The organism is Paenibacillus macquariensis, from assembly GCF_900156375.1.
GTDB lineage: Bacteria > Bacillota > Bacilli > Paenibacillales > Paenibacillaceae > Paenibacillus_AQ > Paenibacillus_AQ macquariensis.
The window spans coordinates 496039-511549 of record NZ_FTNK01000003.1 but is presented as its reverse complement, the minus strand read 5'-3'; the positions used below and the strand labels follow the sequence as shown (position 1 = coordinate 511549).

Sequence of the window (15511 nt, the reverse complement as noted above, 5' to 3'; positions counted from 1 at the left end):
GATACCGCTTATAGCGGTAGAAATCAGAGGTCAAAGGCGAACGCTTACGCTTCTACAGTACAATTCCGTCACCTTCGCTACTTTCTACATAATCCAACTTGAGCATGCACTTCTTAATTACCCTAAAGAATGACCCAAGAAAAACCGCTATGAAAAGCTTGTAAGTGAACGTTAACACTTCTTCAAGGCAATTCCGTCACCTTCGCTTGGCTATGCTCAACCTAATTCCTATCTCACGCATTCCAACCACACAACGAATTCACCAGACTATCAATCGTCGCTTCTTCCGCAACTCGGCCTACTGTTAGTCCTGCATCCATTGCGGTCTTAGCTGTAATTTCTCCAATACAGAAGGTTTCAACACCTTCCAAATGTTTAATAGGGTCTTGAATACCCATACGTTTCATAATGGTAAGAAAATTGGTTACCGTTGAAGAACTAGTAAACGTAATAGCATGAATGCCACTTTCATCAAACATTCTTAACAGTTCATCATCTTCTTCACCCGTAATAACGGTGTGGTATGTAACGGTATTTGTTACATCAAGCCCCATCTCCGTAAGCTTCTCGGGAAGCCACATTCTACCCTTATCCCCTCGCGGTAGCAGAACCTTTTGTCCTGCCTCCAATCGAGTGCCCAACATCTCTACTATTCCTTCTGCTTGGAATCTCTCAGGAAGTTGTTCAGGCATGATTGAACGCAACTTTAAAGCCTCAGCCGTTGCTGGGCCCACAGCTACAATTTTAGCGCGATGTAACGAACGGATATCAAGCCCTTGCTCTTGTAAATGTTGAAAGAAAAAAGACACGCCATTCACACTCGTAAAGAAAATCCAATCATAACTCTCTAATTCAGAAAATGACTTTTCTATATTTAATATTTCTATAGGATCTGACGGTTTCACAATCTCAATGACTGGGAACTCATAGGATTCCCCACCTAATTCTTCAATTCTACTCGCTAGCTCGCTTGCCTGCGAACGTGCGCGGGTCACGAGTATGCGTTTACCGAAGAGCGGCATGTATTCAGCCCACATTAACTTTTCACGTTGCAATACTACGTCACCAACGACTATAACGGCAGGCGCCTGGAAATTCGCTGCTTTTACTTTGTCTTCAATATCCGCAAGCGTTCCAGTTAATGTCTCCTGCTCCGCACGAGTTCCCCATCGCACAAGCGCAACGGGGGTACTCGCTTGACGCCCATTCGTAATTAATTGCTGACTAATATATCCGATCTTAGCAACCCCCATCAAAAAGATGAGTGTTCCTGTAGCATTCGCTAACTTGTCCCATTGAATCATTCGGTCAAGCTTATCAGGGCTCTCATGCCCTGTAATAATCGAGAATGAAGAGGCCATATCACGATGAGTCACAGGTATACCAGCGTATGCTGGCACACTTATCGCCGAAGTTATACCTGGAATGATCTCATATCGTATTCCATTTTCTCTAAGTAGCTCGGCTTCCTCACCAACACGTCCAAAAACAGTCGGGTCCCCGCCCTTCAACCTTGTTACCGTTTTACCCTCCAAAGCAAGATCGACCAACAACTGATTAATCTCTTCTTGCTTCATCGTATGACGGTCTGGAAGTTTACCGACATAGACCTTCTGCGCACCAGGTCTCATCGATTGTAATAACCTCGGATTTGCCAACCGATCATACACAACTACATCTGCCTTCTTGATACATTCCAACCCTTTGACTGTAATCAGACCAGCATCTCCCGGTCCTGCACCAACCAGATACACTTTCCCATTCACTAAAGACATTTCGTTATCCCCTAACTTGTGCCAATATACTCTCTGCTCCTTGAGCAATTAATCGATCTGCAACTTCAAGTCCAAGCTTCTCGGGATGTATTCCTGTTACAGTCTCTTTTAAAATGATGTCACCATCAGGAGAACCCACCATACCTGTTAATTGTATAACTTTGGAACCCTTTTGGGAATGATCGGACGGATCATCTACCCATACTGCGTGAGCACCAATTGGAACTTGGCATCCACCATTCAGTGCGCTCAGAAACGTCCGTTCTGCCGCCACCGTAAGCATCGTGGATTCATCATTATAAAGTGAAAGAAGTTTACGCAGATCAGTATCATCTTCACGACATTCAATGCCTAGTGCACCTTGTCCTACCGCCGGAAGGCATACATCTACGGAAAGATATGATGTGACACGGTCTTCCCAACCCATACGATATAGACCAGCTGCAGCAAGGAGGATAGCGTCGAATTCCCCGTTCTCAAGTTTCCGAAGTCGAGAATCAATATTGCCTCGAATAAATTCTAATTGTAAATCTGGACGATATGCCTTGAGCTGACTAGAACGTCGTAAACTACTTGTACCTACCTTAGCTCCTTGAGGTAATTGATCTAAATTCAGTCCTCCTATAGAGATGAGACAATCACGTGAATCTACACGAAGTGGGACAGCGCCATTTATCAGGCCATCCGGTAACTCTGAGGGCATATCTTTCATGCTATGTACGGCCATGTCGATTTCTTTATCTAGCATCGCCTGTTCAATTTCCTTAACAAATAAACCTTTACCGCCAACTTTTGAAAGCGATACATCCAGAATACGATCGCCTTTCGTAACAATCTTTTTCACTTCGAATTGAAAATCAAACCCATGCTCATCACTAAGATGCTGTAACGCATCAATGACTTGTCCTGTTTGTGTTAAGGCTAGTACGCTTTGTCTGCTACCTACTACAATCGTCCGCATTCCTTAATCCTCCTCATTCTTCACAATCCATAGATGTATTTGAGTTTCATTCCACTCCTTGAAAATGCCTTGTCTGATCTCCTCAAGAAACGGGTATTCTGTTAATTTTCTTAATAATTTATGGCGTTGCTTCGGTGAATTCACACTCTTCTTAATTTCTGAGCGCATCCGATGAAGAAAATCTAGATAAATCTCATATTCATCCCCATATTCCTCATTCAAAAGCTTACAAATATTCGTCGCTACTACAGGTGCAGCACCTTCAGTAGAAACAGCAATCGTAAGCCGTCCTCGTCTCAAGACCGCCGGATTCAAAAATGTACTAGCCTCTATATGACTCGCTACATTTACGGGAATACCCTGCATCTTAGCTTCCTCAGCTATTCGCCGATTCACCATCTCTTGATCTGTGGTAGCGTATACGATCCAATACCCATGCGTATCTCCGTCAGCAAATACTCTTCGTTCCCACACGATGTGGTTCGTTTCATATAACTTAAATAAACCCTCTGTAAGTTCTGGACTAATGACAGTTACCGTAGCTTTTGCTTCAAGGAGTGCTTGGGTCTTTCTTTCTGCAATCATTCCCCCACCAATAACAAGGCAGGGTTGATCTTCACAATCAAGAAATATCGGAATATAACCCGCCACAGCATTTCTCACACTCCCGTCCACCAATGAAAATTAGACCATGAATTTAACAAGAGATTAATGATAATAAATACGTATCCAAATAATGCCCACTTAGACATCATGACACCTGAATTTTGTTTAGATCTTCTTTTAACAAAATAAAAGCTAAAAATACCTAGTCCTATGAAAGTTGTTATTACTTTAAAATCAAGTAGCAACTCGAATCTCCCAACAGCAATAATGGAAAGTAGAGCTACAATTAAGGACATGCTTAAAAGTGGGGTTCCTATCAACATCCCATAATAGGACCATTTATCCATCATTTCAAGGCTTGGTAGCCGCCTCATCGTGTCATTCCATTTCTTGTTTTTTAACTTCTTATGAAGGAATAAGTACATCGCAGCAAATACGGCAGCTACTGTAAATGACACAACACTCAAATTGGCGAGGATAATATGAAATACTAACAATCCGTGCACGCCTTGCCAATTACTCAATGGATTATTGCTAAAGTCCAACCGCAGGTGATTGAGCACAAGAACACAGAAACCTATCACACTAAATAATAGGATGGTAATCTCTGATTTCTGAAAGAAGCTCATCAGTAACGAAGCCAACACAAGAATGAAAGCAAACATAAATAAGAAGTCATACAGGGTAACAAACGGTACGATGCGGTCCTGCCATGTACGAATCCCTAATACCGTAAACTGCAATGCTAATACAATAATAAGAAGCCCTGTGCCCATCCGCTTCGCACTCGAATTGCGACGAATGCAATCCGAGAAAAAAAACAGAAGGCTCAGGGCATAAATATAAATGCCTGTATCATAAATCGTGTTAACTAACGACATATTCATTCACCCGCCTTTATAGGCTGGCCGGCATCAAGGATGCCTTAGAGAGAGATGACATGATCTCAGAAGATTTGCTTGATGCAGTTACAGCTGTTTTTTTGGAAGCAACCACTTGATCTTTATCTTGTTCATTCACTTGCTCTTCTAACGCAAAAATTTGCGTAAAGAAATCCAATGCATCATTCCCTTGCTTCTCACCTGTCATTTCCTTAATTCTATTTATCGGATCATGCATCATTTGGTTCACAATACTTTTCGTTAACCGACGGATCACCTTGCGTTGATGATCGTCCAGTTCAGGGAGCTTATTAAACAAGCTTTCCATCGTATCTTCATGAATAGAATTAGACTTTTCTTGCAGCGCACGTATGGCCGGTCTAACACCTAACGTCTTTAACCACTGATTAAATGCGATAATCTCTTCCTTAATCATAACTTCAATCTTAACAGCTTCTCCACGACGCATTTCAAGATTACTCTCCACGATACCTTCTAAATCATCAATATCGTATAGAAACACATTATGAAGGTCCCCAATGACCGGATCTATGTCCCTGGGTACAGCAATATCAATAATAAAAAGTGGACGTGACTGCCTATTCTTCATACTTTCCTTCACCTGTGAAGACGTCAATACGTATTCTTTAGCACCTGTCGAGCTAATCAGGATATCCACTTCATCTAAGCGGTTGATAGCTGTTTCAAGCGTACATGGTGTACCGTTAAATTTAAGTGCTAATTCTTCTGCTCTTGAGAGTGTACGGTTTGCCACAATCACTTCATCAGCACCATTGGCATACAAGTGCTTCACTGTTAATTCACTCATTTTACCAGCACCGAGAATTAACACCTTCTTGTCTGTAAACATACCAAAAATCCGCTTGCCCAGTTCTACTGCAGCATAACTTATGGATACTGCGCTTTCTCCAATAGTTGTCTCTGAATGAACTCTTTTACCTAGGGTAACCGCTTGTTTAAATAACATATTGAACCAAACACCTGTAGCATTATTCTCTTGGGACTGTAAAAAAGCACTCCGGACTTGGCCTAATATTTGTGTTTCTCCAAGAACCATTGAGTCTAAACTACATGTCACCCGGAACAAATGAGAAATCGCTTGTTCATCTTCATATATATAGAGATGACTTGTAAATTCTTCACGTGAAATACCGAACCATTGCTCCATAAAACTACGTATAAAGTAGCCGCACATGTGTAAGCGATCAACGACCACATAAATTTCTGTGCGATTGCAAGTTGCCACAATGACGCCCTCTAAAACACTCTTAGTTAGCTTCAGATGTCGCAAGGCTTCTGGTAAATCCTTATCTGCGAATGTAAATTTCTCTCTCACTTCCACAGGCGCCGTGCGATAATTTAATCCTACAACGACGATGTGCATTACGTTTGTCACCTGCCTCAGCTAAAATGAGATTTTTGGAATATTATATCGAAAATTCAATCATTTATTTTCTGAAATCAATATGTTAATTATATCACACTTGTTCAACTCGTCATGTCGATTTTATGACATGTTTATGAACCCATTTCTTATAACGTATTGTTAGTAGTATCTTCTGTATCTATACTTCTCATGCTTAACCCACTTTACTATTTCACAACAAGCTCGTCTAATTGCTTCCCCAGCTGATTTAATTGATTAGATTTCGTGGATACAATCTGATTGCTACTGTTTACAAGAAGGCTGTAAATGGGCAGCACCTCAGCAAACTTAGTACTGAATTCCACTAAATAATCGCGTTCCTTCTGAGTAAGCGGACGTTCTCCACCAATCTGCCAACTAGTAATCATATTAACCAATTCACCTATGGCTGGCAAGGCTTTCAGTTCATTTTTTCCAAATGCTTTAACCATACGTTCATGACCAAAGTTAGCAGCATATGCGGCTAATTTAAGCCCAGCTAACTGTTCTGTATCATTCATATGAACAGCTTCCATCAAGGATGAATTCAAGATCTCCATTTGAAAATCAGCAACCTCAAAAAGCATTTGACTTGCATTTATTTTTTCCTCATTTGGCTTAAACATTTGATAACCTTGATAGAATAGACTTCCAACTAATAACAATATCACACAAAGGAATAAGATATCCTTATTCTTTCTACGTTTCAAACCGAACGCCCCCTTGTCTCATCAATACCTATGTAACAGTCTATGGGGGTATAAAAAAACAAATAACCATGGAATCTCCATGGTCATTGTATATAAGAATTATAGTGACGTTATTTTACGAGCTCGAGCGGTTGCATTTCGGGTGTTTCTACCGTCATTTCTCCTAAACCACGCACAAGCTTTTTAGCATAAGTTTTTTCCGGTTTCAATACGGATACCAGGTAATCAATAGCTAACTGTGGATCTACTGTCTCCCCGCAGGTATAACAGTCAATAGCTGCAAAACCTCTCTCAGGGTAAGTATGAATCGAGAGATGACTTTCTGATAACAATACTAGTACAGTAGCACCTTGTGGCTCAAACTGCTTAGATTGCACGGACATTACCGTCGCCCCACAGGCCTCCGCAGCCTCTACCATTTGATTCTGCAGAAATTCTGCACTGTTAAGCATTTCAAAATCGACACCCCAAGCATCTACTGCAACGTGTCTTCCGAAAGTCGAATATTCCATCCTTCGGTTTCCCCCTTCCTAGGAATAAAATGTTTGAAAAATTTCATCCGCTAGGACCTACGTCATTCACTTCTCGAGGGAATAATCTCTCGTAACATAATGTCCTGAGTGAATCCTGGTTCCTAATATTCTTTTCAACGAGATTAAAAATAACATCTATTGGTATGAATTGCAATACCTTTTTAAAGAATTTCAAATTTATAATATGCCGGCAATAAAAAAAAGGAACTCTTTTCGTAAATCGAAAAAAAGTCCCTTTTATGTTCAATAATTATATCAAGCTTCCATCGTAAACCATTTGGCTGTAACCAATCGAAGCTTCTCATCAATAAAAGTAATATCATTATGACTAACCGCTTTATTCCGTTGATCAAGCCAAAAATCAATGTCTTTGTATGTTACAGAAATTTCTTCTTCAACTCCTGTATTCTGAAACAATTGTTCCAGATCAGTCACCGTTTGTTTATGCTCAAATACTAACCGGCTACCTTCAGAAGTGATTTCTTCAATTCTTTGAACTGATCCATGCGCATAATAATACATCATTGTGAATCCTTGATAAATACGATTAACTATGCCATCACCTTTATAAGTCACAAATAGTTTACGTACCGCATCTACCAATCGAGGGTTCACCAAGCGGCATGACAACTCACAGAGGTATACACCATCCTTGCATACAATAGGTAAATGAACTTCCTCCCCACTCACATCCCCGAGCACAATTTCTTGTTCTCCGCTTCCTAACACTTTCACTTTAGGATGTACATACAAGTGTTCTATCGAATTCAGAAACTGATTCATTTGAAGTTCTGTTAATTGTAAATTGGCTTTTACATATTCTGTGGCTAACCGCTGAGCCATAAAAATCTCCTCAATTCTTTGTCTCAATACTTATTATTATTATACAGCACAAATATAATAAATTTCTTGTTAACAAATCATTGATTTTCCACCATATTTCAAAGAAAAACCGCATTAATCCCGATTATATTGTGAATTTCATATAGGATGCTCACTTTCATAGCTGAAAAACGCTGAATCCCTATGCCATCCAATGAAAAATATTAATTTTATAGTTCAGGAGCGCTTTCAGGTGAGCTCTCAACAGAGTCTTCATATGAATCTTCATATGAGCTTTCATCATCTTGAATGGTAGCCTTTGTGTGAGCTTTAATGATGCCCCACAACTCATCTTTACCAAGTCCTGTCTCAGATGAGAACAAGACCATCGGATGATCAATTCTCAGACTTAAGCACTCTTTCATTTGCTTAATCTGTTTTGCCCAGCGACTACGTGGTATTTTATCCGCTTTCGTTGCAACAACACAGACCGGTAAATCATAATGCGATATCCAATCATACATAATCATATCGTCTTTGGATGGTGGATGCCGTAGATCCACAATGAGTAACAAGAGCTTTAACGGATCTCTGTCCAATAGATATCCTTCGATCATCGCGCCCCATGCCTGCCGTTGTGTTTTGGACACTTTGGCAAATCCATAGCCGGGAAAATCGACTAAATACAACTCATCGTTAATACGATAATAATTTAATTGCTGTGTTTTACCTGGTGTAGAACTTGTCCGTGCTAAGTTCTTACGATTGATCATTTTGTTAATGAGTGACGACTTACCCACATTGGAACGCCCTGCCAGAGCAATCTCCGGCAAGGCGTCCTCCGGGTATTGACTAGCGCCAACAGCACTAATCACAAACTCGGATTTAGTTACTTTCATAATTTAATAATTCCTCTCTAGTTCACTCCCGTATGGTCCACAAGCGCATGTTGCAGAACCTGATCCATATGCGATACAGGTATAAATTCCACTTCATTCTTTATGCTGTCTGGAATTTCACTTAAATCCCGTTCATTATCTTTAGGGAGTAGAATTTTTTTGTAGCCTGCACGATGGGCAGCAAGTGATTTCTCTTTCAGTCCACCGATAGGTAATACACGTCCACGCAAGGTGATTTCACCAGTCATAGCCACATCCTTGGAAACGTGCCTCTTTGTCAGAGCAGATATTAAAGCAGTCGCAATGGTAATCCCTGCTGAAGGTCCATCCTTTGGGATCGCTCCTTCAGGAATATGAATGTGAATATCATTTTTCTCATGAAAATCAGCTTGAATACCTAACTCTTCTGATTTTGAACGAGTATAGCTAAAAGCCGCTTGTGCTGATTCTTTCATCACATCACCCAATTGGCCTGTTAAGGTCAGTTTACCCGAACCTGGGACAACTGTCACCTCAATCATAAGAGTTTCACCGCCCACTTCCGTCCAAGCAAGCCCAGTTACGGTTCCAATCTGATCCTCAAGATCAGCTACACCATGACGAAATTTAGCAATTCCAAGATGGTTTTTAACATCATCTGATGTTATTGAAATCTTAGATTGCTGTTGTGACACGATAATTTTGGCAGCTTTGCGACACAAAGCAGCAATTTGCTGTTCTAGATTCCGAACCCCAGATTCTCGTGTATATTCACGAATCACTTTAAGTAATGCATCTTCTTCGACCAATAATTGGTCTGGATCTAATCCGTGGTCGCGCTTTTGCTTCGGTAGCAAGTAACGTTTAGCAATCTGCAACTTCTCAAGTTCCGTGTATCCCGGAATATGAAGTACCTCCATACGATCTAAAAGAGGTCTCGGGATATTGTGTATGGCATTCGCTGTCGTAATAAACATGACTTGAGATAAGTCAAAAGGCACTTCAATAAAATGATCACTAAATGTATTATTCTGCTCTGGATCAAGGACTTCAAGCAGAGCTGAAGACGGATCGCCTCTAAAATCAGCCGCCATTTTATCAATTTCATCTAGAAGGAATACCGGATTTAATGAACCAGCCGTTTTCATTCCCTGAACGATACGACCAGGCATAGCACCTACATACGTACGACGATGCCCTCTAATCTCTGCTTCATCCCTTACACCACCCAGTGACATACGCACGAACTGACGATCTAAGGATCGGGCAATTGAACGTGCTAGTGATGTTTTCCCGACACCAGGAGGACCAACCAGACATAGAATAGGACCCTTCATTTTTTTAACCAACTTCTGAACAGCTAGATACTCTAATACACGTTCCTTCGGTTTATCAAGACCGTAATGATCCTCATTCAGAACATCTTCCGCCTTCTGAATATCAAGATCATCCTCCGTCTGATTCGACCACGGTAGACTTAATAACCAATCCACATAGTTACGGATCACTCCGCCTTCTGCTGAACTTGTTGGCATCTTCTCGAGTCGGTCAATTTCTTTCTCAACTTTCTCCTGTACCTTTTCCGGAAGGTCCTTTTCCTCTAACTGCCCACGAAGGTCATCCACTTCGCCAGCCCGACCTTCCTTCTCGCCTAATTCTTTTTGTATCGCCTTCATTTGTTCACGTAGGTAATATTCCTTTTGGGTCTTTTCCATCTGTTTCTTAACCCTTTGGCTTATTTTACGCTCCAATTCAAGCACTTCACGTTCATTATTTAGAATATCAAGTAATTTCTCGAGCCGCTGCCGAACATCAATCGTCTCTAATATTTCTTGTTTATCTTTAATCTTCAGTGTCAAATGACTCGTAATAACGTCTGATAGACGACCGGGTTCTTCAATATCTGAGACCGCATCTAACGTCTCTGGCGTAACTTTCTTTGATAAATTAATATAATGCTCGAATTGACTGAGCACGGTACGCATCAAAGCATTTATCTCAGGATCATCACTCTGCTGTTCCGGAAGCTCACGAGCAATAACCTCGTAATACTCTTCGTTATCTGTATACTGAAGAACTTCCGCTCGCTCCATTCCTTCTATTAACACACGAATGGTTCCATTCGGAAGTTTCAACATCTGTCTCACTTTTGCCACTGTGCCGATTCGAAATATATCGTCTTGTGTTGGTTCTTCAATGTTCACTTCAGACTGAGAACAAAGGAGAATCAAGTTATCTTCTATCATAGCTTTCTCCAAAGCCTTGACCGATTTCTCGCGACCCACATCGAGATGAAGCACCATGCTTGGGTATACAAGAAGTCCTCTCAAAGGCAATAACGGAAAACGACGACCTTTGGGTTTACTAGTACCCATCGCTTTCGCACCTCCAGTTGCTCTCTTTAGGTTATGCATCTTATATATTTTAGCAAAAAACAACTTGAAACACCAATAAAACGCTGTATTAAAAGCTTCCCGAATCGGTTACTTGACCAGGTCGAACTAATTTAGCATGGAGATACGATGAAGGGACTTCTGCAAATCCATCAGCAATCTCAGGCAGTAATGTTTCTTGCAAATTGTTCACCAACTCTTTACCGAATACATGCTGAAATACTTCCTGAATCGATTCTACCGGGATTACTTGTAATCCATTAAGATCAGCAAACAGAGATTGCCAATTTTCCTTAGGGATTATGACGGTTGTTGCACCCGCTTGAAACGCAGCTTCAACTTTGGCAATAACGCCTCCAATCGGCTTTACCTTGCCATGAATACTAATCTCACCAGTCATAGCGATTCGATGATCAATAGGAATCCGTTTCACCGCTGACACGATAGCAGTAGCCATTGCTATACCAGCAGAAGGTCCATCTATTGGCGTGCCCCCTGGAAAATTAATGTGCAGTTGATAATCACTTGAATCAAGCCCCATCAAACGAAGAACGGTAAGGACATTCTCAACAGATCCTTTAGCCATGCTTTTACGCCGGATCGTCCGTGAACCCCCTCCGATTTCTTCCTCTTCCACTACACCCGTTACATTAAATGTCCCTTGTCCTTTAGGAACTTGTGTTGCGGACACTTCAATTTCCAATAAAGTTCCCATATTCGGCCCATAGACGGCAAGCCCATTAACTACGCCTATTTGAGGATACATGGCAATTTTTTGTTCCGGACGAGGTTGAAGTTGGCTACTGTTGGCTACCCACTCTACATCTGAGGCGTCCAACGAATCTCGCTTCTCCGTCAGGGCTAATCCGGCAGCAAGTTGAATAATATTAACAGCTTCTCTTCCGTTCGTAGCATATTGTTTCACTACTTCTACAGCCGCTGGACACGGTGTAAGCCCAATCTTCTGGATAGCATCTTCTGCAATCCTTCCAATCTCTTCAGCTAACAAAGGTCGGAAATAAATTTCCATACAACGAGACCGAAGCGCCGGAGGGATTTCATGTGGGGAACGAGTCGTTGCACCGACAAGCCGGAAATCCGCAGGCAACCCATTTTGGAAAATATCATGAATATATGCTGGCGTATTATTGTCCTCAGAGTTATAGTATGCACTCTCTAAGAGAACCTTGCGGTCTTCTAGTACCTTTAACAATTTATTTAATTGAATTGAATGCAATTCCCCAATTTCATCAATAAAAAGAATACCCCCATGTGCCTTAGTCACTGCTCCTGGTTTAGGTTGAGGAATACCTGCAACGCCCATAGACCCTGCACCTTGATATATTGGATCATGAACAGACCCAATGAGGGGATCTGCAATGCCACGTTCGTCAAAACGAGCCGTAGTTGCATCTATTTCCGTAAATTTAGCTTCACTCTTAAAAGGAGACGTTGGATTCTTCTTAGCCTCCTGCATCACTACGCGTGCGGCAGCCGTCTTCCCTACCCCCGGTGGTCCATATATAATGACATGCTGCGGGTTAGCACTACATAACGCAGCTTTCAAGGCACGTAGTCCGTCCTTTTGCCCTACGATATCCTCTATCGATTGCGGCCGAGTCTTCTCTGCTAGGGGTTTGGTGAGTGAAATAGACCGTAGTTTCCGTAATTTCTCCAACTCTTTCCTCGACTCTCTGTCGACCGCAGTACGATTGGTCTTCTGACCACGCAATAGATTCCAGAAGTAAATTCCGATTACAACACCAAAGAACAATTGAACTATCATAAATATCATAGTAAAACTCATGGCCATCCTCCCATTTCTTTAAATATCGTTAGGTTAATACTTGATAGTATTGCCTTTTCCTCATCCAATAAACGCAAAATATTATGAATTTCAAAAGGAAACATCGAAAATGGGTAGCATACGTTCATAGTAGCTTTGGCTATCGTTCTATTGACACATCAAAAAAACTGCAAGCCAATGACTTATGGCTTGCAGTTCTTCAGAAAAACAAAATTATGATTGATGTTGATGATTGCGACCTGGAATTTCTCCCGTTGCTTCAAACACTTCAACAATATGATCAATTTCTTTCTTCAATTCACTAACTAGGTCAGCCTCAGGAACCTTACGGATCATCTCTCCATAACGGAAGAGCATCCCTTCCCCACGCGCACCAGCGATACCGATATCGGCCTCACGCGCTTCCCCTGGACCATTTACAGCACAACCAAGTACAGATACTTTAATAGGCACCTTCAACTTTGAGATATACTCTTCTACTTCATTAGCTATAGAGAATAAATCAATGTCCAGTCTTCCACAGGTAGGGCATGAAATCAGTGTAGGTGCATTAGAGATTAGACCGAAGCACTTCAAGATCTCTCGAGCCACCTTAACTTCCTCTACCGGATCCGCACTAAGGGAGATCCGTAGCGTGTTCCCAATACCCAGAGAAAGTAAAGCACCAATCCCCGCAGAACTCTTAATTGTACCAGAGAACAACGTTCCTGCTTCGGTGATACCCAAATGTAGCGGATATGGGATAACCTCTGCTGCCTTACGATAAGCTTCAATCGCCATAGGCACGTCTGAGGCCTTCAGAGATACGATAATATCATGGAAGTCTAACTCTTCCAATATCCCGATATGAAAGAGCGCACTCTCAACCATAGCATCCGGTGTTGGATAACCATATTTTTCAAGTAAATGATTCTCTAAAGAACCCGCATTAACGCCGATACGAATCGGAATACCACGCGCTTTACAAGCTTTAACAACCTCTTCTACTTTCGAACGTCGTCCAATATTACCTGGATTAATTCGAACCTTATCAATCCCGTTCTCAATAGCCAGCAATGCTAATCTATAATCAAAATGAATATCCGCAACTAGCGGAATATGAATCCGTTTCTTAATTTCCTTAATTGCAGCAGCAGCTTCCTCATTGTTAACGGTAACACGTACCATTTGGCAACCCGCTTCTTCTAAACGTAATATCTCAGCTACTGTCGCTTCCACATCAGCAGTCTTCGTCGTACACATGCTTTGAATGATAACATCGTTACTTCCACCTATAGTTAGATCTCCAACTTTGACAGGACGTGTGTCTATTCTCGAAAACATGGTTACCCTCCCTTATAACGCTAAAACTCCACTCCTAACCCTGACGTCAAGATTTGCACGGCACAGGGTAGAAGTGGAACTTTCAGCATCAGTTTACAAAGGCCCTAAGGTATGTGTTCCTTTAGGCGCTTTCTTCCTGCTTCTTGCTATCATTATCGTTCTCTTTATTGTTTGCATGTAATTCAGGGACGATCTTATCGTTCACTACTTTCTCAGTTATGACACATTCTTTAATATCATCACGAGAAGGAACCTCGAACATTAAGTCCAACATAATGCCCTCAATAATAGCTCTCAAACCACGAGCACCTGTTTTACGCTTAATAGCTTCTTTAGCGATAGCGACCAATGCCTGAGGTTCAAACGTCAAGTCGACGTTGTCCATTTCAAGTAGCTTTTCATATTGTCTAGTCAATGCATTCTTCGGTTCAGATAGAATCCGAACAAGCGTATTCTCATCCAACGGCTCCAAACTTGAAATAACAGGCAAACGACCTACAAATTCAGGAATTAGACCAAATTTCAATAGATCCTCTGGAAGAACCATCGACAAATACTCTCCTGGTTGTAGCTCCTTCTGAGTTTCTACACCTGAATTAAATCCGATAACTTTCTTACCAATACGGCGTTTGATTAATTGTTCTAAGCCGTCAAATGCACCGCCACAAATGAACAATACATTCGTCGTATCGATTTGGATAAATTCTTGATGTGGATGTTTACGTCCACCTTGTGGAGGTACAGAAGCAACCGTACCCTCTAGAATTTTCAGAAGCGCTTGCTGTACTCCCTCACCAGATACATCACGAGTAATCGATGGATTCTCCGATTTACGTGCTACTTTATCAATTTCATCGATATAGATAATGCCACGTTCAGCCTTCTCCACATCATAATCAGCAGCCTGTATAAGCTTCAATAGAATATTCTCAACGTCCTCACCCACATATCCAGCTTCCGTTAATGAAGTCGCATCTGCAATAGCAAAGGGAACATTCAGAATCTTAGCCATCGTCTGTGCAAGCAACGTTTTACCAGAACCCGTAGGACCTAGTAAAAGAATATTACTCTTCGTAAGCTCTACATCATCAATCTTGCTTTGTGTGTTAATCCGTTTGTAATGGTTATACACAGCAACGGATAGTGATTTCTTAGCTTGATCCTGTCCAATAACATATTGATCGAGAATATTGCAAATATCCTTAGGTTTCGGGATATCCTTCAAGTCCACTTCTTCCTCGTGGCCTAGTTCCTCTTCTACAATCTCAGTACATAACTCTATACACTCGTCACATATATAAACGCCAGGACCAGCAACTAATTTACGCACCTGCTCCTGAGTTTTACCACAGAAAGAACATTTAAGCTGTCCTTTCTCATCATTAAATTTAAACAT

Annotated in this window: 13 protein-coding genes; all 13 read right to left on the bottom strand. The window is 41.4% G+C overall.

The window, feature by feature from the left end; genetic code table 11:
• Positions 1-233: 233 nt before the first annotated feature.
• Positions 234-1766 (bottom strand): uroporphyrinogen-III C-methyltransferase, encoded by a 1533-nt coding sequence (cobA, locus tag BW961_RS08300; protein ID WP_068583506.1) that lies wholly within the window; start codon positions 1764-1766, stop codon positions 234-236.
• Between the two features lie 13 nt (positions 1767-1779).
• Positions 1780-2736, bottom strand: a complete 957-nt coding sequence (gene hemC / locus BW961_RS08295) for a hydroxymethylbilane synthase (protein WP_068583330.1) — start codon at positions 2734-2736, stop codon at positions 1780-1782.
• Between the two features lie 3 nt (positions 2737-2739).
• Positions 2740-3399: a precorrin-2 dehydrogenase/sirohydrochlorin ferrochelatase family protein gene (locus BW961_RS08290; RefSeq protein ID WP_244555896.1), complete on the bottom strand. Its 660-nt coding sequence runs from the start codon at positions 3397-3399 to the stop codon at positions 2740-2742.
• Positions 3396-4223 carry a cytochrome c biogenesis protein CcsA gene (gene ccsA / locus BW961_RS08285; protein ID WP_068583328.1) on the bottom strand — a complete coding sequence of 276 codons (828 nt, stop codon included), beginning with the start codon at positions 4221-4223 and terminating at the stop codon, positions 3396-3398. Before ccsA ends, BW961_RS08290 begins: the two co-directional genes overlap by 4 nt.
• Before the next feature lie 16 nt (positions 4224-4239).
• Positions 4240-5628, bottom strand: a complete 1389-nt coding sequence (gene hemA / locus BW961_RS08280; RefSeq protein ID WP_068583325.1) for a glutamyl-tRNA reductase — start codon at positions 5626-5628, stop codon at positions 4240-4242.
• A gap of 209 nt (positions 5629-5837) precedes the next feature.
• Positions 5838-6359 carry a hypothetical protein gene (locus tag BW961_RS08275; protein ID WP_068583322.1) on the bottom strand — a complete coding sequence of 174 codons (522 nt, stop codon included), beginning with the start codon at positions 6357-6359 and terminating at the stop codon, positions 5838-5840.
• Between the two features lie 110 nt (positions 6360-6469).
• Positions 6470-6871 carry an adenosylmethionine decarboxylase gene (gene speD / locus BW961_RS08270; RefSeq protein WP_068583319.1) on the bottom strand — a complete coding sequence of 134 codons (402 nt, stop codon included), beginning with the start codon at positions 6869-6871 and terminating at the stop codon, positions 6470-6472.
• 276 nt (positions 6872-7147) lie between these two features.
• Positions 7148-7735 (bottom strand): non-ribosomal peptide synthetase module, encoded by a 588-nt coding sequence (locus BW961_RS08265; RefSeq protein WP_068583315.1) that lies wholly within the window; start codon positions 7733-7735, stop codon positions 7148-7150.
• Positions 7736-7944: 209 nt separating this feature from the next.
• Positions 7945-8613 carry a ribosome biogenesis GTP-binding protein YihA/YsxC gene (gene yihA, locus BW961_RS08260; RefSeq protein WP_068583313.1) on the bottom strand — a complete coding sequence of 223 codons (669 nt, stop codon included), beginning with the start codon at positions 8611-8613 and terminating at the stop codon, positions 7945-7947.
• Between the two features lie 17 nt (positions 8614-8630).
• On the bottom strand, positions 8631-10967 hold the full coding sequence (gene lon / locus BW961_RS08255; protein WP_068583310.1) for an endopeptidase La: 2337 nt from the start codon (positions 10965-10967) through the stop codon (positions 8631-8633).
• A gap of 88 nt (positions 10968-11055) precedes the next feature.
• Positions 11056-12792 carry an ATP-dependent protease LonB gene (gene lonB / locus BW961_RS08250; protein ID WP_068583308.1) on the bottom strand — a complete coding sequence of 579 codons (1737 nt, stop codon included), beginning with the start codon at positions 12790-12792 and terminating at the stop codon, positions 11056-11058.
• 213 nt (positions 12793-13005) lie between these two features.
• The gene (gene ispG, locus BW961_RS08245; RefSeq protein ID WP_068583305.1) at positions 13006-14115 is read right to left on the bottom strand and encodes a flavodoxin-dependent (E)-4-hydroxy-3-methylbut-2-enyl-diphosphate synthase; all 1110 of its coding nucleotides are present in this window, start codon (positions 14113-14115) and stop codon (positions 13006-13008) included.
• Between the two features lie 121 nt (positions 14116-14236).
• Positions 14237-15511 carry an ATP-dependent protease ATP-binding subunit ClpX gene (clpX, locus tag BW961_RS08240; RefSeq protein WP_068583301.1) on the bottom strand — a complete coding sequence of 425 codons (1275 nt, stop codon included), beginning with the start codon at positions 15509-15511 and terminating at the stop codon, positions 14237-14239.